Here is a 23695-nt window from a genome sequence, read left to right as displayed (position 1 = left end):
GAGGCCGCGTCAGAGACCCTTGCGCGCGGCCTTGGAAGCGGTGAAGTAGGCGTTGGACGCGCCCGTGTACATCAGGACGATCGCGACCACCGCGAGCGCGGCGCCGATCCAGCCGGTGGCCTGGCTGCTGCCGACCGAGTAGACCTGACCGTTGACGCTGATCGAAGCCGTCGTACGCGCCGCGCTCAGGATCGACAGGGCCGACAGGACGGTCAGCACGATGCGGGCCCAGTTGCGCCCGGCGCGCATCTTGAAGGCGAACAGCAGGTAGAGACCGATGAAGATGACACCGACGACGATCGTCGCGATCTTGGCCGCGCTGGCCAGCGACGTGGCCGACGTGCCGTCGGCGGTGACGTCGGTGCCCGCGGCCGCGATGGCCTGGTCCCAGACGTTGCTGGTGACGACCAGCACGATGCCGACCACCGAGATCAGAGCGGCGATCAGGTAGACCAGGAAGGCGCCCTTGACGGTGCTCGGCGGGGTCGGCGCCGGCCTGCCCAGGGGCGTGTTGACAGTGGACGATGGATACGCGGGAGTGGTCATGCGAAGGACAATAAGCCCGACATGCGGCCCGGTACCATCGGCCCAGAAAAAATATCCGATCTGTGTGGGTCGCTCACCCTTCAGTGCTGCACGGGTTCTCGTTCGATCACGGTCAGTGAGGTCCCCGTGGGTTTGAGACCCGTTCGATTCGCGCCGATCATGGATCCTCTGCTCGCCTGCCCCGATCGGCGCATCGGCCGGTATCTGCCGCGCGCGTTTTGGGACCGTTTCGATCGGGTACCGGCTCGACGAACCGGTCGGCGTCAACGGACCGGTCATCGTGAAGTGAAGGAGACTGAAATGGCTCGCAAGACCGCCCTGCCCCGATTCACCGTGCCAGGCATGAAGACAGAGGAGGGTGCACAGGTCGCCGCGGTGCTGCAGCAGCGTCTGCACGCACTGAACGATCTCGCGCTGACCCTGAAGCACGTCCACTGGAACGTGGTGGGCCCGCACTTCATCGGGGTCCACGAGATGATCGACCCGCAGGTCGATGTGGTTCGTGGGTTCGTCGACGAGACTGCCGAGCGCATCGCGACCCTCGGAGTCTCCGTCAAGGGAACTCCCGGATCGATCGTCGCCGAGCGCAGTTGGTCGGACTACTCCATCGGCCGCGCCGACACCATTGCGCACCTCGGTGCTCTCGACGTCGTCTACCAGGGCGTCATCGCCGATCACCGCAAGGCCGCCGCCGAGACCGAGGAGAGCGATCCGGTCACCAACGACATGCTGATCGGTCACCTGCACCAGCTGGAACTGTTCCACTGGTTCGTGCGCGCGCACCTGGAGAACTCGACCGGATCCCTCGCCACCGAGGGGGACACGACCGAGAAGGCCGCTGCCGCCGACGGTGCCAGCATCAGCTGACCCCCTGGTGGCCATCGGCTACCAGAAGCCGGCCGGTAGGTGGTCCACCACCTACCGGCCGGCTCCGTCTTGTGGTCCGACGTCGTGGACCGGTCGTTCACATCCTGATGACGGTCATACCGGGTCCGTCCGGACGGTCCAACGCCTCCAGAACCGCTGTCGCAGCGGCGAACTCGACGGTACGACCGACCAGTAGCTCCGGACGCAACCGCCCGTCCGCGACCGCGTCGAGCATGGCCGGATATTCGTGCGCGGCCATCCCGTGCGAGCCGAGCACCGACAGTTCGCGGGAGATCACCAGGTCCATCGGGAACGCTGTCGAAGCGTCCGGCCCGAGCAGCAGGCCCACCTGCACGTGCCGGCCGCGGCGGCGCAACGAGGACACCGAGGCCAGTGCCGTGGCGGGCCGGCCGATGGCGTCGATGCCGACATGTGCTCCGCCCCCGGTGATGTCCGCCACCGCCACTGCCGTGTCGGACACGCTTCCGGCGTCGACCGTCGCGGCGGCCCCGAGTTCGACGGCCATGGCCAGGGCAGCCGGCGACACGTCGACGGCGACCACTTCCGCGCCGAGGGCCACCGCGATCATCACCAGCGAGAGCCCGACCCCGCCGCAGCCGTGCACCGCCACCCACTGTCCGGGCTGCACCCGTCCGTGCGCGGTCAGCGCCCGGAACGCGGTGGCGAATCGGCAGCCCAGGACGGCGGCAGCGACGAAATCAACGGAGTCGGGCAACCGCACCAGGTTTGCGTCCGCTCTCGGTAGCGCCAGTCGGGTCGCGAACGACCCGGGAATGGTGAATCCGGGTTGCTCCTGGAACGGGCAGACCTGCGCGTCGCCCGCGCGGCAGAACTCGCAGACGCCGCAGCCCAGCACGAACGGCGAGGTGACCCGGTCGCCGACCGACCAGTGATCGACCAACCGGCCGACCCCGACGACGGTCCCGGCGAACTCGTGACCCGGGATGTGCGGCAGGGCAACGGGATCGTGTCCCTTCCAGGCATGCCAATCGGATCGACAGACACCGGTGGCCGCCACGTCCAGCACGACGCCGTCCGGCGGGCAGACGGGGTCGTCCAACTCGAGCATCTCGAGCGGGCCGTCCACCTCGGCGAACCGCAGCGCCTTCATCGGTGCAGCGCCCTCATCGGTGCAGCGCCCTCATCGGTGCAGCGCGCTCAAGGCTTGACGAGCACCTTGATCGACCGGCGCTTGTCCATGTCGTCGTAGCCGGTCGCGATGTCCTCGAGGCCGATGGTCGTGGTGAACACCGGTCCGGGATCGAGCGTCCCGGCCAACACATCGTCCAGGAGTTCCGGTAGGTAGACACGGGTCGGCGCCACTCCGCCATGGACGGAGACGTTGCGGTTGAACAGCTTTCGCAGCGAGAGGCCCTCTGATACACCGGCCGGCACTCCGACGAAGCCGACGGTGCCGCCCGGGCGGGCGGCCGCAAGCGCGGTGTCCCAGGTCTGGGTCGTGCCGACGCATTCGCAGACACTCGCCGCACCGAGGCCGCCGGTCAGCTCCCGGACGGCACTGACCGCCTCGTCACCGCGGGCGTTCACGATGTCGGTGGCCCCGAAGCTGGTCGCCATGGCGGCGCGGTCGGCGTGGGTGGAGAGCGCGATGATCCGTTCCGCTCCCAGGCGGTGGGCGGCCAGGACCGCACACAGGCCGACAGCTCCGTCACCGATCACCACCACGGTGCTTCCGGGCCCGACCCCCGCGGACACCGCGGCGTGGTGGCCGGTGCCCATCACGTCGGACAGCGACAGCAGGGCCGGCATGCGTTCGTCGTTCTCGTCGACCGGTGCCACCACGAGGGTGCCGTCCGCCTGCGGCACCCTGACGTACTCACCCTGCCCGCCGTCCACCAGATGGCCATCGGGGTCCGGTGCTCCGTAGCCACCGCCGACCAGGCAGGACGTGGTCCACCCGGCCACGCAGTTCTCGCACTTGCCGCAGGACCAGACGAACGGAGCGATGACGACCTGGCCGACGGTGAGCGACTCCACCGCGGCGCCGACCTCCTCGACGACACCGACGAACTCGTGCCCGATCCGGCCGGTGCTCTTCGCGATGCCGCGGTACGGCCAGAGGTCGGACCCGCAGATGCAGGCGGCGGTGACCCGGACCAGGGCGTCCGTCGGCATGACGATGGTGGGATCTGGGACCTCTTCGGTGGAGATCTCACCCGGGGCGTGGAGGACGGCTGCTCTCATAGGAGAAATCATGCCTCAGCATGGACGCGGATGCGATCTCCCCCGGCGTGATCACACTCGCAGCCGATGCGACGCCTGCTAGCGTCGCGTTCGTCAGGCACCCGAGCACCGCAGCTCACGGGCACCACGCACAGGACGAGAAGAGCTGCCGTGCACAGGAACGGACCACGGTTACCGGGAACGGGCGGCGCACCGGCGCGGTCGGCGCGGTTGCGGTCGGCGCGGTTGCGGTCGGCGCGGATGCGGTCGGCGCGGATGCGATCCGCGCGGTTGCGGTCGGTACTGGTGCTGTCGGCACTGCTGTCGCTGGCGGCCTGCACCTCCGCGGCCGCCCCCGTCTCCCAGCCCGCCATCCCTGTTGCTCCGACGAGCCTCCCGGTCTCGACCTCCGCCGCCCCCGTGAAGGGCACCCTGTTGTGGTCGGACGACTTCGGCGGCGCCGCCGGCTCTGCACCTGATCCGTCGAAGTGGAGCCAGCAGGTCGGCGGCGGCGGGTGGGGCAACCAGGAACTGGAGTGCTACACCGACTCCCGGCAGAATTCCGCGCTCGACGGGAACGGACACCTGGTCATCACCGCAGTCCGTGATCCGGGGCATCGCTGCGCGGACGGGAACGTCGACGAGTACACCTCGGCCCGGCTGACGACCCAGTACCACTTCAGCGCCCGTTACGGGCGGATCGAGATGTACGCGCAGGTACCGACGGCACCGGGAGCGTGGCCAGCCCTGTGGAGCATGGGAACCGACCTGCCCCAGGTGAACTGGCCGGAGGCCGGTGAGATCGACGTTGCCGAGGTGGGTGGCAACCTTCCGACCACCATCCACGGGACGGTGCACGGGCCCGCCACCGCCGGCGGGCCGCAGGCCGTCACCCGCACCCACGACACCGGCGCCAACCTCTCGACCGGCTTCCACCGGTTCGCGGTGGACTGGTCCCCCGACTCCCTGACGTGGGACATCGACGGCGAGCCCTACGGGACCGTGAGTCGGGGGGATGTCGAGGCGAACGGGCGCTGGGTGTTCAGCCATCCGTTCTTCTTGCTGCTCAACCTGGCCGTCGGCGGCACGTTCCCAGGGGCGCCCGGCAGCCAGAGCGACTGGCCGCAGCAACTGGTCGTCGACTACGTCCGCGTCTACGCCTGAGGTTTGCTCACCAGTTGCGCAGGCCGTTCCTGGCGGCCACGCCCGTCCCGCTGTCCGGTGCGAGCCGCCAGTCCGTCCCCCGGCCGTCGTCCAGGTCGAACCACATCAGGGCACTCACGGTGGTGCTCCGGAAGTAGTCGATGATGCTGCTGTTGCACCCGGCCCGCAGGGCACTCCGGACACTGCAACCGGTCTCGTTGATCCAGACCGGGGTCTGCGGCGCGATCCCGGCGATCGCAGCCAACAGCGGGCCGAACACCTGCGTCGGCGACTCCCACCCGGAGGCGGTCGTGTTCGACGCGGAGATGTACCCGTCCACTCCGACCACGTCGACCAGCCCGGGACCCGGGTAGGAGGCGGCCAGCGCCGCCACGTCCAGCTGCGGCATGACGTGCGGGCTCCAGACCCAGCGGACGTTGCGGGCGCCGGCCGCGGCGAAGATCCGGTGCACGTGGGCGTAGGCCTTTACGTAGAGCGCGGGGCTGTTGCCGTCGACGCCGAGCGCCCATGGGTACCAGGTGCCGTTCATCTCGTGCGCGAACCGCAGGTACAGCGGGGTGGACCAGGCCGCGGCCTGCTTCGCCCAGGTCCCGATGTAGGCGTCGTACCCGCCGTCGACGATCTGCTGGAGCGTGAACCGTGGCTGGGCGGTGCCGGCGTTGGGATCCCATGGCTCCCAGGTGATCTCCGGAACCGCTCCGGAATTCCGGATCGCCGTCAGCTCGGCGACCGGCAGGTCACCCTTCCACACCCACGCCTTGTAGATGTTGATGATGTCGATCTGCCGGCCGACCACCCCCGAGGTGCTCCTGGCCGCGGCCAGGATCGAGGCCGGGTCCGAGATCGCCGAGATCCCGAACAATCTCGGCGGTGGCGCCACGACGACCGGCATCGCCGCGGTCACCGCGAGCACGGCGGCGATGATCGCCATCGCCAGCCAGCGGAACTCGATCACCGACCCCCGCCGGCGTGGATCATCACGGCGTCACTCTTCTCGAGAGCAACGGCCTGCTCAGGGATGTGGTCGAGGTCGCCGGCCCCGTCCCGGAGCGCCCTGGGTGCAACCGCCTCGAGTTGGGCGAGGGCGTTCGGGGCCAGGGCGCTCGGGGCGAGGGTGTTCGGGGCGACGTAAGTCGTCGGTACGAACACCCTGGCCGCAGCCGGTGCAAGGACCAGGGCGCGGGCCGTCCGGGCGGCGACCCGGCGCTCCTTGAGTGCCAGGGCGGCGATCGGCACCCAGATGTAGAGGTTCATCACCGAGAAGAACAGCACCGGTGTGACGTCGACGATGCTGTACCCGCGGACGAGGAACATGGTGACGCCGACCAGCATGGCCGTGTTCACCGCGGCCGACCAGCCGATGATCAACTGCGTGACGCGCGTGGTCATCCCGGTCTTGCGGACCTCGCCGGTGGGCACCCAGTCCGCCGTCCGACCCCGTAGGACGTGCCAGATGGCGGCTGCGTGACTGAACGAGGAGATGGTGTACACCCGGAGAGTCGAAGGGGCCCAACCGGTCCGGTGCATCACCGCGATGAACGGGTAGAGCAGGAAGGTCGGGAGGACCCAGAAGAAGTTGGACAGCTGGATGCGTTCGGGCAGGAACCACAGCATGATGACGGTCGGCAGGGCGAGCAGGTAGACGCCGACCGCGGTGGAGATGTAGTAGCCGAACCCGGTGAAGAAGCACATGCGCTGGCGGTAGGTCAGCGGTGAGTCGTGGAACTTCTTGTCGGCCAGCAGGCTCATCGACCCGGCGCACCAGCGGTACTGCTGGGAGATGAAACTCGACAACTGCTCCGGGCAAAGGCCTTTCGCCAGCACCACCGGTACGTAGATGGTCCGGAAGCCGGCCTTCATCAGGTTCACCCCGGTGTGGACGTCCTCGCTGTGGCCGATCTGCGCGAAACCACCCGACCTGGCCAGCGCCGACCGTCGGTAGATGGCGCAGGTGCCGACGCAGATCGGCGCACCGAGCGCATCACGGGAAACCTGGGCCCATCGATAGAAGCTCTCCTGGATGGTGCCGGCATTGCGTTGCAGCCATGGCATCTTGCGGTGCGTGTCGAAGAACTGGGGTGACTGGACGATGGCCACCTCCGGCGTCTCGAAATACGGGGCAAGCTCGAGGATGAAGTCGGTACGGGGGCAGAAGTCCGCGTCGAAGATGACGATCAGGTCACCGTTGCTGTGCTCGTAGCCGTACTTCAGGTTGCCGGCCTTCTTCATGTGCCCCCGGTTGGGCCGGACGTGGTACTCGAAGCCGAATTCGGCGGCCATCTCCTGGACGTCGGGACGGGCCGAGTCGTCGAGGACCACCACGGTCACCGTGCCGGGATAGATCATCCCGGCCACGTGCACGTAGGTGTTGCGCAGCACCTCGATCTCCTCGCCGGCGCTGGGCAGGAACACGTCGACGCTCGGGTACTGCTCGGGGTGCCAGTTGCGGACGAAACCCTCGTGATCGGCTCGCGAGTAGACCCGCTTGCGGGTGGTCGTGTAGTGCGTCAGGAGCATGTACCCGATGAAGATCGACAGCGGGATCCAGAAGTACCAGAGCGCGGTCGTGGTGCTGGAGAAGAAGAGCAGACTCACTGCGGCGCACATGGTCGCGAGTGTCCGCAGCTGGATGAACCAGAGGTGCTGGCGGCCGTAGTAGCTGAACTTCTCCTTGTCGGTCGGGGCACCCGGCAGCAGCGGGTAGGTGCTCCTGCCCTGGTGGAGATGGCGGGGTCTGGGTCGTCGGCGCAGAAGCCGGGCCGGTGCGATCCGGCGATTCGTGGTGGGCGTGGCTGCGTCGGAGCGCGGCAGGGTCAGCGTCATTTGGAGACATCCTTGAAGATCGGCGTGAGCATGGGGGCGAGCCAGGCGGCATAGGTGTTGGTGATGTGGCCGGTATCGCGGCGAACGACCATGTTCCCCACCACTGCAGGGCACCAGAGCCCGCAGAAGAAGTTGAGCGGATCGACGTAACCCATTCCGGCAGCGGTCAACTCGCTGTGCATGATCTTCTTCCGGTCCGGGAAATCGAGGTAGGCGGCCGACCGCTGGTAGGCGCAGGCCTGGGCGTTCGTCAGGTGTTGCTGCAGGCAGGGCGTCGGATCCGCGGTGGTCTGCGGGGTGTCGCCGATGAACACGATGTGCGTCTTCGGCCCGGCGATCCGCTGCAGCGAACGGACGGTCTCGTCGGCCCACCTGGCGTCCGATACGGCCGACCAGGGCACCGAGTCGCTCTCGCTCCCGATGATCATGTCCGGATCCAGCGCCTTGATGTTGGCAAACGCTGCGATGCGCCAGGTGTCGCATTCGGCGTACAGCCGCTTGAGGTCGTTGTTCCAGACGGTGAGGGTGGCGATCGGGCAGGCCGCCTTGGTGTAGGTGATCAGCTTCCAGTGCTGCGCCCTCGCGTTGGGGATCAAGGCCGCCAGCCACTGCTGGGCATGCGAATCACCCAGTAGCACTGCAGTTCTCGTCCCGTTCGGATCACCGTAGGTGCAGGTCACCGGTGCGGTCTGCAGCAGGGCGGCGTGGCATCCGTCCTTGGTGCTCTGCGGGAGGTCGGTGGTGACGTTGTCGAGCGTCGGGGTCAGGTTCCGCGGCAGTGCGGTGATCTTCATGCCGTCGGTGAGGGCGTTCTGCACCGCGGTGGCATCGGCGACGGCCAGGCTGGTCACCGATCGGGCCACCCCGGATCCGACCACCGACGGGAGCGACACCGAGGCCAGCAGGGCCATCACCGCCGACGTCGCCGCCAGGCCGACCCCCACGCCGAACCACCGACCGATGATCCAATGCGAACGGAGGCAGGCATTCTCGAGGAAGTAGGTGAGGACCGCCAGCCAGAAGGCGATGACGACGACCTCGACGTTCGTCATCCAGGTGAACTCCTTGCCGGCCCAGGCCGGCAGCAGGATCAGCAGGGGCCAGTGCCAGAGGTACCAGGCGTAGGAGACCTTCCCGACGTACTGCATCATCGAGCGGTCCAGGAACACCGTTTCCGGGCTCCCGGTGTGGCGCAACGACCCACCGGCGATGATCAGGGCGGCGCCGGCCACGGGAAGCAGCGCAGCCGATCCCGGGTACGGGGTGGTGTCGGAGTAGAGGAACGCCCCCGCCAGCAACATGGCAAGGCCGGTCCAGCTGAGCGCAGCGGCGAGCCGGGCGGGCACACGGGCCAGGCGGCCGTTGACCAGCGCGACCAACGCGCCGAGACCCAGTTCCCAGGCCCGGGTGTGGATGGAGAAGTACGCCATCGGGGTGTTCGTGCTGGTGATGGTGACCGAGAAGTAGAAGGTCACCACGCAGATGGCCGCGATCGCGGTGATCAGCACCGCCGGGCGGAACCTCCGGCGCCCCAACAGGAGACAGGCGACGATCAGGACGGGCCAGATGAAGTAGAACTGCTCTTCCACCGACAGCGACCAGAAGTGCTGCAGCGGCGACGGCGGTGCGGACGCCTGCTGGTAGTTGATGCCCTCGATGGCCAGGTGGTAGTTGATCCCGTAGACCGCCGTGTACCAGACGTCGTGGATCAGCGAGACCACCTGCGAGTAGGGCAGAACCGCCCTGGCGACCAGCATCGTCACGATGACGACCACAACGGCCGGCGGCAGCAGGCGACGCATCCGGCGGCTGTAGAACTTGAAGAGCGAGATCCGCCCGCTGCGGAGTGCCTCGTTCGTCAGCTGGCGAGTGATAAGGAAGCCGGAGATGACGAAGAAGACGTCGACACCGACGTAGCCGCCGGGGATCCCGGGGACGTTGGCGTGATAGAGCACCACCAGACCGACGGCGATCGCCCGGAGGCCCTGGATGTCCGGCCGGAAACTCCTCGGGGTGGCCGGACCTGCTGCAGTGCCGAGCTTCTCGACCGTCGCGGATGATCCGGTTGACCCGGTTGACCCGGTTGACCCGGTTGACTCAGTGTTGACCAGGGTGGCCATGGCCGTCCTCTCTGGTGGGGTGGCACGGTGGGAAGGACCTCGGACCGAGGGCGGGCGGGGCTACCGCCAGGGCGGGCTCAGGCACGGGGACGCCCGAGCGCGCGGACCTGCCAGCCCGCACCACGCCAACCAGCCAGGTCGATCACGTTTCGGGTATCGAGCATCACCGGCCGACGGGTCAACCCGGCCAGGTGCTCCGGATCCGCGTCGCGGTAGAGCGGCCACTCGGTCGCGAGCACCACGAGATCCGAGTCTGCGCAGGCCTCGTCGAGCGATGCAGCGTATCGAAGGGTGGGAAACAGCTTCCGTGCGTTCGGCATCGCCTCCGGGTCGTGCACCACCACGCTGGCCCCCTTGAGCTGCATCAGCGCGGCGATGTGCAGTGCCGGCGAGTCGCGGACGTCGTCGCTGTCGGGCTTGAACGCCGCGCCGAGGACGGTCACGGTGCGGCTCAGGAAGGATCCGCCGACCAGCGCCTTGGCCACGTCCACGGTGCGTTCCCGCAGGCGCATGTTGATCTCGTCGACCTCCTTGAGAAAGGTCAGTGCCTCCTGCGCACCGATCTCCCCGGCTCTGGCCCGGAACGCACGGATGTCCTTGGGCAGGCATCCGCCGCCGAAACCCAGGCCGGCGTGCAGAAATCGGTGTCCGATGCGGGCGTCGTGGCCGAGGGCGTTGCTGAGCACCGTGACGTCGGCCCCCGCCGCCTCGCACACCTCGGCCATCGCGTTGATGAAGGAGATCTTGGTGGCCAGGAAGGCGTTGGCGGCGACCTTGACCAGTTCAGCGGTGGCGAAATCTGCTGTGATGCAGGTGGTTCCGAGATCCAGGATGGGCTGGTACACCTCACGCAACGTCGCCTCGGAAGCGTCCGAGTCGACACCGAAGACCAGACGATCGGGCCGCAGGGTGTCCTGCACCGCGAAGCCCTCGCGGAGGAACTCCGGGTTCCAGGCCAGCTCCACCGGACCCTCGTCGACGTGTGCCAGTTTGGCCACCAACGCTTTCAGCCTGGTCGCCGTGCCGACCGGGACGGTCGACTTGCCGACCACCAGGGCGGGCCGCCGCAGGTGCAGGGCGAGCTGGGTGACCACCTCGTCCACGTACCGGAGATCGGCGGCGTAGGAACCGGCCTGTTGGGGCGTACCGACGCAGATGAAGTGGACGTCGGCGAAGGCGGTGGCCTCTGCCATGGACGTGGTGAAGGACAGTCGTCCGGCAGAGATGTTGGACTGCAACAGTTCTGCGAGGCCCGGCTCGAAGAACGGGGTCCGACCGGCCGCCAGGGTGGCGATCTTGCCGGCGTCGGTGTCGACACCGATCACCTGGTGTCCGATCTCGGCCATGCAGGCGGCGTGGACGGCGCCGAGGTACCCGGTACCGATGACACTGATTTTCATCATTGCGCTCCAGAGATGACGAGAAGTTGAGCGTGCGGATTTGAGGCTTGGTGGAATAGTCTGGCGCACAACACATCTCCTGGCGTGCCCCGAGCACGACAGGTGAGGTGAGGGCGAACGGCGACACCGGTGTTGTTCAGCCCGGTTTCGTTCGAGCCGGTGTGGGTCGGACAGGATTCAGGCGGACAGGATTCAGGCGGACAGGATTCAGTCGGACCCCGGCCGTCCGACAGTGGTCCGGTGGACGGAATTCAGGACGGGTAGGGGTCGAGCGGGGCCGGCTCTGGCTGCAAGGCCGAGATTTGTTCGTTACCGGCCACTCTCGGCGAGAGACCGGCACCCATTGCGATTGATCGGACAGGCAGAGCGTAAGTGATGCAATGCGTGACGTATTTGTTCATATTCCCGTCACGTCACCGAACGCCGATGATTCCTACCCGAATTGATCTGGTACGGACACTTTCGCCCCAACGGCTCGAGTAGTCACTACGGTAGCTGTGCGTTACTCAACGTAGCAGTCAGCGACCACCGCAATGATCTACGGCGTAAGGAGAACTGGTCGCGGACAACATCTCCGCAGTTCGGACGGCCGACTCCGCGATTCGCCGGCCCGACGCGTCGGGCGAACATCTTTTGTACGCGGTCCTAAGTAACAGCCCCAAAGATGCAGATGTGATGACGCACTCACTCGAATGCCACGATGATCATGTAACAGGTGGAACAAGTCCTCGAATCGAAGGTTGCCAGCCCCCTGGACTGGGACAGAGGATCTACCCGGCCGCGCACGCTGACGGTGTCGTCACGGTGCGGGACCGTGCCGCCACCGGTGCGGGACCGTGCCGTGACTGTGCACTGTGCAGGCGTATAAGACTGCACAGCGCCCACTCACCGACCTTCAGGACCGACCGTCAGGCGGGGCCGCTCGCGAAAGTCTGCCGGCAGTGCGCAGAACCAGCCGATCAGAGCAGTGCGCGGCATGACAGACGTCGCACCGCACACGGCGGCACGAGGCTGATGGACCAGATGGTGGTCGACGGGTCATCCTGACGGGGCGGGTGGTCGGTTCGTTGTGCGTGCCCACCCGTCGACGGTTCCGGCGACACCCGCCCTCAGGATGCACCACTAGGCTATGAACGCGCGACGCGGCGCGGACCAAGAGTCGAGGACGAGAAACATGTCCTGCTCAGTCGAGCTTCCATCAGGCCGCCGGACGGCCAGATGCCTTCGGAAGAGTGGCCCCTCGCGATGAGTTTTCCCAGGACGGCGCGCAGATCGACTGCGCGCCACGGCTTCGGGCAACGGCGCCGACTGATGGCGTTCCTCTCGGTCGGCGCGGTACTGCTGGCGGCCACCATCGTCGTCCCGCCGGCCGGCGCCACGCCGTCGACCACCGCCGTCCGCGCGCAGGCCTCCGTACAGAACTCCCTGACCAGCATCGACGACACCGATCCGGCCGTGATCTACTCCGGTGAATGGCAGACCGGCCCCGGGGCGGCCAAGTTCGGCGGGTCCGACCACTACACCGACCACCAGGGCGCCTCGGCGTCCCTGTCGTTCACCGGAAACTCCATCAGCCTGTTCGGTGCCCAGGCGCCGTGGCACGGCGACCTGTCCGTGTCGGTGGACGGTGGCGCCGCGGTCGCCGTCTCGGTCTACGCCGCAGGCCGAGCCGATGACGTGCAGCTCTTCCAGCGCAACGATCTCTCCGATGGCCCCCATACGATCACCGTCACGGCGATGGGGACCGGCGCCCGCGGCCACGTCATCGCCGTCGACCGGTTCCAGATCGGCTCCGACCAGTCCGCGCCCGCGGCGACGACGCCCCCACCCGCCTCGTCCACCGCGGTCGACGACGTCGATGCCGCCTTCGGCTACTCGGGCCCGTGGCAGACCAGCCAGGGACCGGCCAAGTCCGCCGGCGACGACCACTTCAGCGACAGCTCCGGTGCGACCGCCACCCTGACGTTCGACGGAACCGGTGCGACGGTCCTCGGCGCCATGGCCTCCTGGTACGGCATCGCCACCTTCTCGGTCGACGGCGGCCCGGAGACCCAGATCGACCTCTATTCGGCGGAGCGGCTCGACCAGCAACCGCTGTTCTCCGTGCACGGCCTCGCCGCGGGCAGCCACACCATCCGGGCGACCGTCACGGGCCGGCCGGATGCCACCTCGAGCGGGACGGTGATCAGCATCGACGGCGCGCAGGTCGACGGCACGGCGGACACGTCGTCATCGTCCACGGCCACGACCACCCCCTCGTTGACGACGGTGACGATCCTGCCCAGCACGCCCGCGCAGACCACACCGGCGCAGACCACGCCCGCGCAGACCACACCGGCGCAGACCACACCCACCGCACCCACCGCACCCACCACACCCGCGGCCGGCAGCGTGGGGTTCGTGACGCGGAGCGGTAGTCGGCTCCAGCTCGACGGGTCGACGTTCCGCTTCGCGGGCGCCAACGAGTACTGGCTCGGCCTCGACGACAACATCAAGGACGCCGCCGGCCAGCCCACCCACCCGACGCAGTCCCGTATCGACAGCGGCCTGAATGCCGCCGCCGCAGCCGGTCTCACCGTCATCCGCTCGCACAGCATGGGCATCTCGGTCGGCTGCGCCGCGTGTGTGGAGCCCAGCCTCAGCGTGTACGACGACACGGCCCTCGCCTCCGCCGACTACGCCATGTACCGGGCCGGTCAGCTGGGCCTGAAGTTGATCATCCCGCTGACCGATCAGTGGCGGTACTACCACGGCGGCATCAGCACCTTCACCGCGTGGCGCGGTTACCCGAACGATCCGGACACCTCGGTGACGGCGGCGACCAGCGACACCGAACGCGATGCGGAGATGAACTTCTACTCCGACCCGAAGGTGGTCGGCGACTTCGAGGCCCACATCGCCCACCTGCTGGACCACGTCAACCCCTACACGGGACTGGCCTGGAAGAACGATCCGACGGTGATGGCCTGGGAGACCGGCAACGAGCTCTGGACCGCGAACCCGACCTGGACCGAGCAGATCGCGTCGTTCATCAAGAACACCCTCGGGGCACTGCAGCTGGTCGCGGACGGCAGCGGCGCCGACCGGATGCGCGTGATCAACGCGGCGATCGACGCCCCGGACGTCGACATGGTCAGCGGCCACTTCTACCCGGTCGACGTCGCCTGGATGGCCGTCGACGCCGCCGTCGCCGCCGCCCACCAGAAGGTGTACTTCGTCGGCGAGTACGCCTGGACCGACCTGGGCGCGTCGACCCTGCTGATGGCGGCAGCCCACGCAACCCCGCACGTGTCCGGCGACCTGGTCTGGTCGATCCTGCCGTACCAGGAGGACGGCACCCCCGAGCCGCACGCAGACGGGTATGCCCTCTACAGCCCCGCCACCAACGGACCGATGAAACTGTTCCTGGACATCCTCAGTGCTCACGCACAGGCGATGAAACGCGGCTGATCAGCGACCAGCAGTTCAACGCCCGCGGAACTTGAGCCTCGTCGAGACACGTTGGCCCAGCGGCACGGCCGATCGGAAGCGGAGGCAGTCGCCGGCCGGGCAGAGCGAGCAGTCCGATCCCTGACGGTAGTGCTCGTGCGCGGCGGCCGGATGGCGACAGCAGCACGCCTCTTCCGGCGTGGGGCGCAGGAGCTGCATGCCATCGACCTCTCTACCGAGGACCCCACCGCAAGACTGGACAGATCGGACGCGGACAGGGCAGGACGTCCGGAAAATTTACCAGCATTTTGCCGTCCTTCAACACGCCGGACACCTGACCGTGGTCAGGCCCGGACGCCGGCCGACAACTGCTGATCCGCACTCTTGCGCAGCCAGCTGATCAGGTCGCGGACGACGACGGCGGTTTCCTGCCATTCGTGCACCGCAATGCACTCGATGCCCATCGCCTTGACCGGGTAGTCGTTGCCGCCCTCGTCCAGTCGGTCGCCGATGAACAGGATGTCGTCGTTCTGCAGACCCAGCTTGATCTTGATCTTGTTCATCCCGTAGGACTTGTCGACGCCCTTGCGGGTCACGTCGACCGAGGTCGAGCCACCACCGCGGACCTCCAACTCGGGGACGCGGGCGGCCACGTAGGTCCGGAGCTGCTCCTTCTTCGAGCCGCTCGGGTCCCACTGCTTCTTGGCCTCGACCGGGGCCTCCTGGCCGAGGGCGGAGAAGGTGATCTGGCTGCCGCGGTCCTCGATGATCGGGCCCCAGGTCTGGTCCTCCCAGAGGCCGAGTTCCTTGGCGCCTTCGGTCAACGCGGTGATGACCGCAGACTTCTGTGCCTCCGTCAGCTCCTCGGAGTACACCTGGTGCCATTCCTGGCCGAGCCACTCGTAGTACTGGGTGCCGCATGTCGGCATCAGGTGCAGGCGGGACAGGCTGTCACCGGGTTCCAACGAGGACAGCACCTGCATGGTGAACTGCTCGAAACGTCCCCCGGAGATGATGCACACCGGCACCAGCCCGACCAGCTCGTCCAGCAGGCGGGCCATCTCAGGATCGACCCGCGACTTCGAGGGCGCGAGCGTGTCGTCCAGGTCGAAGGCGACCAGACCGATGTTCTTCATGTAGTCCCCTTGTTCCAGAGAGCGTCCGCCGGCGCGGTGATCGCGAAGCGCGGTGTTCGGGTAGAGCACGGTCATCACTGCTACTACGTGCGCGGGCAGATGGGTGCCGAGCAAGGGCGGCCACCGTGCCAGCGGAGCCGCCCCGCTCCAGTATCGGTGAGATTCAGGCGCCGCGTGCGGCCTGCGGGGCATGGTCCTGCATCGCAGGTGCCCAGGTGGCCGCTCCGATGCGGCGCAGCAGTTCCCCGTAGGCGTCAACGGTGCGGTCCCAGCTGTGCGGATCGGAGTACCGGCGACCACGCGAGGCGGACACCTCGGCCAATGCGTCAGCCAGTGCGGCCGGGTCGGCGGCCGGCACGAAGTGGGTTCCCTCGTAGCCACCGGCGGCCTCGACCAGTCCGCCGACCTTCGTGACGACGACCGGGAGCCCGGAGCTCATCGCGATGTGCAGCGGGCCGGAGGACGAGGAGCGACGGTACGGCAGCACGACCGCGTCGGCAGCGGCGAAGTGGCCGGCCACCTCGGCGTCGGTGACGTACCGGTTGACGACCGAGATGCGATCGCGGTTCGGGCTGGCGGCCACCGCTTCCAGCGGAGCGGTCCAGCCCTCCCAGGTCTCGCCGACCAGCACGAGACGGCTGTGGTCGCGCACCGTCGCCGGCAGCAGATCGAACGCGGCGACGAGATCTTCGACGCCCTTGTACGGGCGGATGACACCGAAGTAGAGGAAGACGAAGTCTTCGGGTTCGACCGGGACGGTGAGCGTCGGATCGCTCGCCGGGCCACTGCTGACCACTTCCTGCTTGTGGTGGTCGTAGGGTCCGTGAGGGGCAATGGTGACGAGCTCATCCGGCAGGAAGTAGGTGCGCCGCAACAGGTCCAGGTCGTACTGGGAGTGCACGACGTGCCCGTCCACCCTGCGCAGCAGCATCTTCATCGCTTTGGTGACGTACCGGGCCACGCCGGGGATACGGGCCTCACCGGTGTCCTGCACCTCGTGCCATTCGATGATGACCTTGCAGCCCGACTTGCGGGCGAGACGGACCAGCTGCAGGTAGGAGTGCAGCACCGCACCGGTCCACCACTGGAGCACCAGGACCTGGGGCCGGGTCTCCTGCATGAACTTGCGGGCCTTGCCCATGCTGGTTCCCCAGAACCAGTCCACCCCGTCGAAAACCTGGACGGACGGACCGTAGGAGAGGTCGTTGACCTGCTCCCCCACCCGATTGCGTCCCGGGTACAGAAAGGTCGGCACCAACTGACGCATCAGCAGGGCACTGGTCGGGGCGACCTCGGCCAGGGCGTTCGTCAGGCGGCAGGTGTAGTAGCTGATGCCGGACGTGAATCGCCATCCTGCGCCGACCACCATCACTCTCGGGGCGCCCGTGGGGGCGTCGACGATCCGGAGTTTCGGTCGTCGCCAGGATTTGTCGGTCACGCCGAGGCTTCCTTGAGATGCTGATCGTTGACCAGGACGGACGACGTGACGGTCCTGACGGCAGCGGCCGACTTCGCGTTGACGCGGGCACGGCGCCACTCGGTCCCGATGGTCTTGAGCACACGGAGTCCGTCGCGGACGGCGTGCAGGTTGCTGGCACCGAACAGGCGGAGCAGTTCGACGCTGGGTACCTCGGCGACGTCCAGCTTGGCGGCGGCGACGCGGCAGTTGATCAGGGTCTCGATCTCGAAACCGTCGCCCCAGAGCATGTCGGCGGAGACCGGCTGCGGGTGCGGGAGGTCGAGGTGCGGCAGCACGTCCACCCAGAAGGCGTTGTAGCCGTAGCACAGATCGGTGTAACGGGTGCGGAACCCGAGGTTGGTGATCAGGGTGAGCATCTTGTTGCCGAGGTCGCGCAGCACGGTGATGTCGCTGCTACCGCCGCCGGCCAGCACACGGCTGCCCTTGGCGAAGTCGGCGCCGGCGACCAGTGCGGCCACGAAGCGATCGATCTCCTTCGGATCGGCGGATCCGTCTGCGTCGAACATGACGATGATGTCGCCGGTGGCTTCGGCGAAGCCGACCGAGAGGGCATTGCCCTTGCCGCGGCGGGTCTGCTGGACGAACTTGGCGTCGGGGCGGATCGTCGCGACGACCTTCTCGGTGTCGTCGACGGAATGACCGTCCACGACGATGATCTCGGCGTCGAGAGGTAGCGTCGGCAGGACGACCTCGAGGTTCCGGGCCTCGTTGCGGGCCGGGACGATGATGCTGATCTTGGGTTGACCTAAGGGTCGGGGGTGTACGGCGCGCATCCGGGACTCCTGGAGCTGTTGCGTGCTGGTCGGTCTCGCCTCTGACTCCCCGTCAAGCGAATGGCGACCGCTTGAGCCTGACGGATCAATGTCACCACCACGTGAACAGGGTCAACGATAGAGGAATCACCCGATTGGCGCCCCCCAGATGTCTGAAATGTTATTCATGGCACTTTGGGTAACATTTGACCCATCCGAACGAGGGGCGTCCCCGAATAGGGTCATCAGGAGCGAACGTTTCCTCGTTCGTGATCCCGGCTTCCGATGCAGAGCGTGACCGGCTGGCTATCACCACATAGTCGCCGTCATCCGAGCTCTGTACGGTTCACCCGTGGCGAATGATTGCACGCGCGAAGCGCTTTCGCACGCTGCCCTCGCACGTGTTGGCCGACCCTCGCAGCATCTTGGCGCATTGGTCGAATGCTCACGCTCACACTGTTGACTCTTCGTAGTCATCCGATTACGCTCAGCATCAGTGAAGAGGCTCGCCCCCGTTGTCGACCTTCTCCTGAACGGGACCGCCCTGTCGCGCATGACGGGATTTGTCGGTCCTCCGCGGCGAGGCGATTGGTCAACACATGTTCGGTCACGGTCGGAGCACTCGCTCATCGTCACTCTCTGTTCACTCGAAGGCCGGCGCCCGTCGTTCGGGCACGAGCACCGTGCGGTCACGGGCCGGTCTGCTGGGGGTGCTGCTGACCGCTGCCGTTGTCGGTGCGCTGTCGCTCCAGGCCTCCCCCAGTGCTGCGGCCGGTGTCGCGTCGACGAACGGGCTGCCCTGGATCACCCTGATCCCGGCCACCAGCTCACAACTCGCGACCACCTCTGCCGCACCCCCCACCGGCACCGCCCCCGCGGCCGGCACCGCGCCCCCCACCAGCACCGCGCCCCCCACCAGCACTGCGCCCGCGGCGAGCACCGCATCCGCGAGCAGCACGCCCCCGGTGAGCACGGTCGGCACGACGGCGGCCCCCAGCCCCGGTACCACCCCGACCTCCGGACCGGCCACGTCCAGCCCGGGCGCGCCCAGCCCGGCCGGCTTCGTCACCAGGTCGGGGTCCAAGCTGGTGTTGGGCGGTTCGGTGTTCCGGTTCGCCGGTGCGGACGAGTACTACCTGGGCCTGGACGACAACATCCGGGACGCGTATGGCAACCCGACCTACCCCACCAAGGACCGCATCGACGACGCCCTCCAGTCCGCCGTGTCGATGGGCGCGACCGTGATCCGCTCGCACACGCTCGGCATCTCGGTGGGCTGTTCCGTCTGCTTCGAGCCCCGGCCCGGCGTGTTCGACGACGACGCACTGGCCTCGGCCGACTACGCGATCTACCGAGCCGGTCAGCTGGGCCTGAAGCTGATGATCCCGCTGACCGATCAATGGCGTTACTACCACGGCGGCGAATCCGTTTTCACGGGCTGGGCCGGCTACCCGAACAGCTCTGATCCAAACGCGACGGCGGCCAACAACTCGGCGCAGCGAAATGCCGAGAGCCATTTCTACAGCGACCCGTCGGTCATCGGCGCGTTCCAGACTTACGTCGCTCACCTGCTGAATCACGTGAACACCTTCACCGGCGTCACCTACCGGAACGACCCCACCATCATGGCCTGGGAAACGGGGAATGAACTCTGGACGGCCACTCCGGCCTGGACCCAGAACCTCGCCGCCTTCATCAAGCACACCCTGGGCGCGCAGCAACTGGTCGCGGACGGTTCGGCCGCCGACGGAATGTCGGTCTCGCAGGCGGCGATCGACGCCCCGGACGTCGACATCGTCGGCGGTCATTTCTATCCCGTCGACGTCGCCTGGATGCAGCGGGATGCGGCCACCGCCGCTGCGCACGGCAAGGCGTACGTCGTCGGCGAGTTCTCATGGACCAACGCCTCCGCCACGAACGCCCTGATCTCCGCCGTCCAGAGCGACCCGGACATCTCCGGTGACCTGTACTGGACGCTGATGCCCCATCTGGCGAACGGTGACCCGGAGCCGCACGGCGACGGATACGCGATGTACGCCCCCGGCGTCGATCAGAACTCGGCCGCAGTCGGTGCGGCCCTGACGTCCCACGCCCGCTGGATGTCCGCCCAGCACTGACCCGCCCTCCGCATCGAGCGGATACCTATGGTCGAATTCTGTCCCATTTGCCCGCTTTACCTATCCGCTCGACGGGGGTGGGGAGTCCAGGACGAGGGTGGGGAGACCCGCGAAGTTATCCCCATACCTGTTCGCCATCCACATCGGCGGTTCGACGGTCGACTCGCGGCCGGGTTTCGCTCAAGCTCGCGTCATGGATCCGATGGGTGGGCACTGGCGGTTGCCGGACGAATTGCGCGAGCTGGCGGCTGCTCAGGACGGGGCGCTGCTGGGCACGCAGCTCCATCCCTTCGTCGGGCGTCGGCAGCTGCGCGGGTTGACCTCCTCCGGCGTGTTGAACAAGTTGTGGCGCAACACTTATGCCCTGCCGACCGATCAGGCGGACGGTGCTTCGTGTGGCGTACGGACGCGGTTGACGGCGGCCGCACTGTCCTTGGGGCGACCCGTGACCGCGTGCCTGCACACCGCTGCCGAGCTCTACGGGGCGGACATCCGAGGGGACCGCCGGACCCACGTCCTGGCTGCGGTGGATTCACCGTCCGCACTCGACGGGCTCGTCCTGCACCGTCCGCATCTGATCCGACCGCACAATGACGTCGACGGCCGGTCGGTCACCGATCTGAGCGAGACCACCGTCAGGATCGCGGCTCTCGAACGCAATCCGGCGAAGTCGCTGGCCGTTCTGGACGCGGCACTGCGCAAGACGCACGTTCGTCAGGTCGAACTTTCGGCGGTGGCCGCTGAATTGTCGATCCGCGGAGTCCGACAGGTGCGCGTCCTCATCCCCCTCGCCGACGGGCGAGCCGAATCGCCGGGTGAGTCGTGGCTCCGCTGGGTCTGCATCGAGGCCGGTCTTCCGGCCCCGACACCACAGATCCAGGTGACGACCGGGCAGGGGTTGCGCTACCGCGTCGACCTGGGCTGGCCGGAACTGCGCGTCGGGTGCGAGTACGAAGGGGTGCAATTCCACACCGGCGCCGCCCTCCACCAGGACCGGGAGCGGTACAACGAATTGCAGCGCGCCGGTTGGCTGATGCTGGGTGTCACCCACCAGATGATCTGGCAGCGCCGTGAGCATCTGGTCGCCCAGATCCGATCGATGCTCGAAGCCCGGATCGACCGGTGAGGTTCGGTCGAATTCTGTCCGATTTGCCCGCTATAAGTATCCGCTCGACGAGGGGGCGGGGGCGGGGGGGCGGGGGGCGGGGGGCGGGGGCGGGGGGCGAGGGGCGGGGGGCGGGGGGCTAGAGCAGGCCCTTCGCGACCGTGGACATCTGACCGATCAGGGGGTCGTTGTCGCTGATCAGGATGTCGTAGCCGTCGGTGATCTGGGTGTTGATCGACCAGACCAGGTAGCCGGCGGCTCCGGCGGCGAAGGCGGCGTCCATCTTCGCCTTCAGCAGGGTCGCCCTGTTCGTCCGCTCGTCCGCGGTGCGGCCGAAGATCCCCGCCTCCCCGACGAACAGGGGCTTGCCCAGCACCGCCGCGATCGCGAACGAGCAGCCGACCTTGGCGTCGAGTTGTTTGCAGGCAGCGGAGTCGGCGGCCGGTGGATTCGCGCCGTTGCCACCGGGCATCGGGCTCTGGTCCGATCCCCAGTAGCCCCAGTCGTGGACCTCGGCCAGATCGATCTGCGGGAGTGCGTACACGGCGGCGAAGTCGGCGCCGCTGGCACCGGGCGCGCCGTTGCCCTGGGTCCCGATGGTGAGCAGGTGGTGGGTGTCGACGGACCGGATCTGCGCTGCCACATCGGTGGCGAAGTCGACGAGAACGGGCCGCCCGAACGGATCTCGTGCCGAGGTGTCCGCCTCGTTCATCATGCTCCACGCCAGGATGGTCGGCTCGTTCGCGTAGTGTGCCGCCATCACCTTGACGTAGTCCCGGTAGGACATCGACGCGTTCCCGTAAGGGACCTTGTAGCCGTTGTTGAACCAGGTGTCCCCCTGGTACGCCGCTTTGGACACCGCCGGGTTGATGGTCGTGCAGTTGCCCGGCCCGTCCTCGAGGACCGGTAGCACCTTCATGCCGACCTGTTTGGCCGCGGCGATGACGCGATCCACCCCGCCGAAGTAGGTGCCGGCCTGGGTGTAGGTCTGGTAGGCCCAGAACCGCAGGACGGTGGCTCCCGCGCTGTCGTGCAGGTACCGCAGCGTGGCCAGCAGTGCTGCATCGGACAGTCTGTTCCCGGCGTTGCAGCTGTAGCGGTCACTACCCGCCGCGTCGTAGAGGTTGGCCCCGACGAACCGGAACTGCTTGCCGTCCAGGAGGAGTTGACGTCCGGACCTGGTGACGAAGCCCGAGTTCGCGGCGATCGTGGGTAGCGGGACCGCGGAACTGCTGGCGGCCGTACTCGTCGTCGCGGTGGTCGTGGTCACCGTGGTCTTCGCCGAGGTGCATCCGGCGGCGAGCCAGCAGAGCACCGCCACCAGCAGCACGAACGGTCGTCCGCGTCTGGGAGGAATCACGCCTGCGGCCGCCCATGGGCCTTGACCAGGGCCGGAGTCATCCGATCGACGACCGCGTCCCACGTGTACAGCTTCTCCACCCGTACCCGACCCGCCAGACCGGCCTGCCGCGCCGCCTCCGGATCGGACAGGGTCTGGATCAGGGCCGCGGCGATCGCATCCACGTCACCGGCGTCGACCATCTTGCCGGTGACCCCGTCCTCGACGATTTCCGGGATCCCGCAGGTCCGGCTGCTCACCACGGGCAGCCCGAATGCCATGGCCTCCAACAACACCAGGGGGAAGGGATCGAAATAGGAGGTGACGGTGAAGACGGAGGCGCCGCGGTAGAGCTCCTCGATCCGGGCCCGGTCGTTGATCCGGCCGAGCACCTCGACACCTTCCTGGGCCGCGATGTGCGGATCGGTACCGACCAGCTGCAACCGGGCGTTCGGAATCGCGGCCCGGACGATGCGGAACGCCTTCAGCAGATCCTCGCCACCCTTGCGGACGAAGTCGTTGCCGATGAAAAGAATTGTCGGCACGCCCACGCCCTGCTCGGGCCGGGGGTCGGCATCCAGGGCGGGCATCTGGTCGAGGTTGACGCCTGCGTACGTCGTGGTGACCCGTTCCTCGGGCACGCCGTACTCCTCGACCAACGACCTCCTGGTCGGCTCGCAGAAGGCGAAAAGGTGCGCCGCACGGTGGTATTCGGCCCGTTCGCGGGCGTACCAGCGCTCGAGCTCGTCGCCGCTCAGCGGATTCCAGGCCGGCCAGTTCGCAGCCGACTGACGGTGCGTGCAGTCGATGTACAGGGCGCTGGTCGTGTCCGGGACGTCGAACAGGGCGTGGATCTGGAAGACCAGGTCGAAGGGGACCTTGATGTCGGCCAGACGGTGCGCGGCGTTGGCACTGCGGTAGCCGTAGGCGCGCGAGCTCTTGTAGAACTTCTCCACCCACGCCGTGCGGGAGGGCCGAAAGGTGGTCAGCGCCACGGTGTAGCGCTGACGGGTCGTCAGGTCGACGGACATCTGGCCCGAGATGTCGAAGCGTTCGGCCAGGGCCCGGAACAGGTACGGCGTCAGCGCGTCCCCGCGGGAGGCGAGCACGAGGGAGGTAGTGCTCTCCGAAGGGGGGTCGGGAGCTGCTGCGGACGTCATGTTCCTCCTAGTGATCGGGCGGGCAGGTGGGATCCAGGGACGGAGCCACGTC

18 protein-coding genes are annotated in these 23695 nt (G+C 67.6%); 5 read left to right on the top strand and 13 right to left on the bottom strand.

What is annotated here, in order from left to right:
• Positions 1-9: 9 nt before the first annotated feature.
• On the bottom strand, positions 10-546 hold the full coding sequence (locus H7F38_RS06120; RefSeq protein ID WP_187093301.1) for a hypothetical protein: 537 nt from the start codon (positions 544-546) through the stop codon (positions 10-12).
• A 300-nt stretch (positions 547-846) separates the two neighbouring features.
• On the opposite strand from H7F38_RS06120, the gene H7F38_RS06115 reads away from it, so the two are divergent.
• Positions 847-1413, top strand: coding sequence for a Dps family protein (locus H7F38_RS06115; protein ID WP_187093300.1), 567 nt, complete (start codon positions 847-849; stop codon positions 1411-1413).
• A 97-nt stretch (positions 1414-1510) separates the two neighbouring features.
• Here H7F38_RS06115 and H7F38_RS06110 read toward each other — a convergent pair whose 3' ends face one another.
• Together H7F38_RS06110 and H7F38_RS06105 are read right to left on the bottom strand one after the other, a co-directional pair.
• A complete protein-coding gene (locus H7F38_RS06110) occupies positions 1511-2545 on the bottom strand; it encodes a zinc-dependent alcohol dehydrogenase family protein (protein WP_187093299.1) in 1035 nt (344 codons plus the stop codon).
• 47 nt (positions 2546-2592) lie between these two features.
• On the bottom strand, positions 2593-3639 hold the full coding sequence (locus H7F38_RS06105; protein WP_187093298.1) for a zinc-dependent alcohol dehydrogenase family protein: 1047 nt from the start codon (positions 3637-3639) through the stop codon (positions 2593-2595).
• Positions 3640-3894: 255 nt separating this feature from the next.
• Here H7F38_RS06105 and H7F38_RS06100 point away from each other — a divergent pair, with 255 nt between their 5' ends.
• A complete protein-coding gene (locus H7F38_RS06100; RefSeq protein ID WP_222618487.1) occupies positions 3895-4782 on the top strand; it encodes a family 16 glycosylhydrolase in 888 nt (295 codons plus the stop codon).
• Between the two features lie 7 nt (positions 4783-4789).
• Here the strand turns inward: H7F38_RS06100 and H7F38_RS06095 are convergent, their stop codons facing one another.
• From H7F38_RS06095 to H7F38_RS06080, 4 genes are all read right to left on the bottom strand, one after another.
• Entirely contained in the window at positions 4790-5737 is a 948-nt protein-coding gene (locus H7F38_RS06095) for a glycoside hydrolase family 26 protein (protein ID WP_187093297.1), read from the bottom strand.
• Positions 5734-7605, bottom strand: a complete 1872-nt coding sequence (locus H7F38_RS06090; RefSeq protein ID WP_187093296.1) for a glycosyltransferase — start codon at positions 7603-7605, stop codon at positions 5734-5736. Before H7F38_RS06090 ends, H7F38_RS06095 begins: the two co-directional genes overlap by 4 nt.
• A complete protein-coding gene (locus H7F38_RS06085) occupies positions 7602-9725 on the bottom strand; it encodes an acyltransferase family protein (RefSeq protein ID WP_187093295.1) in 2124 nt (707 codons plus the stop codon). The genes H7F38_RS06090 and H7F38_RS06085 overlap by 4 nt, the downstream gene beginning before the upstream one ends.
• A gap of 77 nt (positions 9726-9802) precedes the next feature.
• Entirely contained in the window at positions 9803-11125 is a 1323-nt protein-coding gene (locus H7F38_RS06080) for a UDP-glucose/GDP-mannose dehydrogenase family protein (protein WP_187094512.1), read from the bottom strand.
• Between the two features lie 1218 nt (positions 11126-12343).
• On the opposite strand from H7F38_RS06080, the gene H7F38_RS06075 reads away from it, so the two are divergent.
• Positions 12344-14575, top strand: a complete 2232-nt coding sequence (locus H7F38_RS06075) for a hypothetical protein (protein WP_187093294.1) — start codon at positions 12344-12346, stop codon at positions 14573-14575.
• A gap of 323 nt (positions 14576-14898) precedes the next feature.
• Here H7F38_RS06075 and H7F38_RS06070 read toward each other — a convergent pair whose 3' ends face one another.
• The 4 genes from H7F38_RS06070 to H7F38_RS06055 all read right to left on the bottom strand — a co-directional run bounded on the left by H7F38_RS06070 (position 14899) and on the right by H7F38_RS06055 (position 18991).
• Positions 14899-15690: an HAD-IIB family hydrolase gene (locus H7F38_RS06070; protein WP_187094511.1), complete on the bottom strand. Its 792-nt coding sequence runs from the start codon at positions 15688-15690 to the stop codon at positions 14899-14901.
• Between the two features lie 163 nt (positions 15691-15853).
• Positions 15854-17128, bottom strand: a complete 1275-nt coding sequence (locus tag H7F38_RS06065) for a glycosyltransferase (protein WP_222618484.1) — start codon at positions 17126-17128, stop codon at positions 15854-15856.
• A complete protein-coding gene (locus H7F38_RS06060) occupies positions 17125-17943 on the bottom strand; it encodes a glycosyltransferase family 2 protein (RefSeq protein ID WP_187093293.1) in 819 nt (272 codons plus the stop codon). The genes H7F38_RS06065 and H7F38_RS06060 overlap by 4 nt, the downstream gene beginning before the upstream one ends.
• Before the next feature lie 622 nt (positions 17944-18565).
• Entirely contained in the window at positions 18566-18991 is a 426-nt protein-coding gene (locus tag H7F38_RS06055; RefSeq protein WP_187093292.1) for a hypothetical protein, read from the bottom strand.
• Positions 18992-19010: 19 nt separating this feature from the next.
• Here H7F38_RS06055 and H7F38_RS06050 point away from each other — a divergent pair, with 19 nt between their 5' ends.
• Positions 19011-20039 carry a hypothetical protein gene (locus H7F38_RS06050; protein ID WP_187093291.1) on the top strand — a complete coding sequence of 343 codons (1029 nt, stop codon included), beginning with the start codon at positions 19011-19013 and terminating at the stop codon, positions 20037-20039.
• A gap of 193 nt (positions 20040-20232) precedes the next feature.
• Entirely contained in the window at positions 20233-21165 is a 933-nt protein-coding gene (locus H7F38_RS06045) for a hypothetical protein (protein WP_187093290.1), read from the top strand.
• A gap of 118 nt (positions 21166-21283) precedes the next feature.
• Here H7F38_RS06045 and H7F38_RS06040 read toward each other — a convergent pair whose 3' ends face one another.
• The gene (locus H7F38_RS06040) at positions 21284-22504 is read right to left on the bottom strand and encodes a cellulase family glycosylhydrolase (protein WP_187093289.1); all 1221 of its coding nucleotides are present in this window, start codon (positions 22502-22504) and stop codon (positions 21284-21286) included.
• Positions 22501-23643: a glycosyltransferase family 4 protein gene (locus H7F38_RS06035; protein ID WP_187093288.1), complete on the bottom strand. Its 1143-nt coding sequence runs from the start codon at positions 23641-23643 to the stop codon at positions 22501-22503. Before H7F38_RS06035 ends, H7F38_RS06040 begins: the two co-directional genes overlap by 4 nt.
• Positions 23644-23695 lie beyond the last annotated feature (52 nt).

The sequence above is a fragment of the Nakamurella sp. PAMC28650 genome (assembly GCF_014303395.1).
Lineage (GTDB): Bacteria > Actinomycetota > Actinomycetes > Mycobacteriales > Nakamurellaceae > Nakamurella.
This window is presented reverse-complemented; position numbering and strand designations above follow the sequence as displayed.

Coding starts and splice junctions, on each gene's coding strand:
- H7F38_RS06070 (WP_187094511.1), bottom strand. CDS start 15,690: ATGAAGAACATCGGTCTGGTCGCCTTCGACCTGGACGACACGCTCGCG.
- H7F38_RS06120 (WP_187093301.1), bottom strand. CDS start 546: ATGACCACTCCCGCGTATCCATCGTCCACTGTCAACACGCCCCTGGGC.
- H7F38_RS06075 (WP_187093294.1), top strand. CDS start 12,344: ATGCCTTCGGAAGAGTGGCCCCTCGCGATGAGTTTTCCCAGGACGGCG.
- H7F38_RS06080 (WP_187094512.1), bottom strand. CDS start 11,125: ATGAAAATCAGTGTCATCGGTACCGGGTACCTCGGCGCCGTCCACGCC.
- H7F38_RS06060 (WP_187093293.1), bottom strand. CDS start 17,943: ATGCGCGCCGTACACCCCCGACCCTTAGGTCAACCCAAGATCAGCATC.
- H7F38_RS06090 (WP_187093296.1), bottom strand. CDS start 7,605: ATGACGCTGACCCTGCCGCGCTCCGACGCAGCCACGCCCACCACGAAT.
- H7F38_RS06110 (WP_187093299.1), bottom strand. CDS start 2,545: ATGAAGGCGCTGCGGTTCGCCGAGGTGGACGGCCCGCTCGAGATGCTC.
- H7F38_RS06045 (WP_187093290.1), top strand. CDS start 20,233: ATGGATCCGATGGGTGGGCACTGGCGGTTGCCGGACGAATTGCGCGAG.
- H7F38_RS06105 (WP_187093298.1), bottom strand. CDS start 3,639: ATGAGAGCAGCCGTCCTCCACGCCCCGGGTGAGATCTCCACCGAAGAG.
- H7F38_RS06085 (WP_187093295.1), bottom strand. CDS start 9,725: ATGGCCACCCTGGTCAACACTGAGTCAACCGGGTCAACCGGGTCAACC.
- H7F38_RS06035 (WP_187093288.1), bottom strand. CDS start 23,643: ATGACGTCCGCAGCAGCTCCCGACCCCCCTTCGGAGAGCACTACCTCC.
- H7F38_RS06115 (WP_187093300.1), top strand. CDS start 847: ATGGCTCGCAAGACCGCCCTGCCCCGATTCACCGTGCCAGGCATGAAG.
- H7F38_RS06100 (WP_222618487.1), top strand. CDS start 3,895: ATGCGATCCGCGCGGTTGCGGTCGGTACTGGTGCTGTCGGCACTGCTG.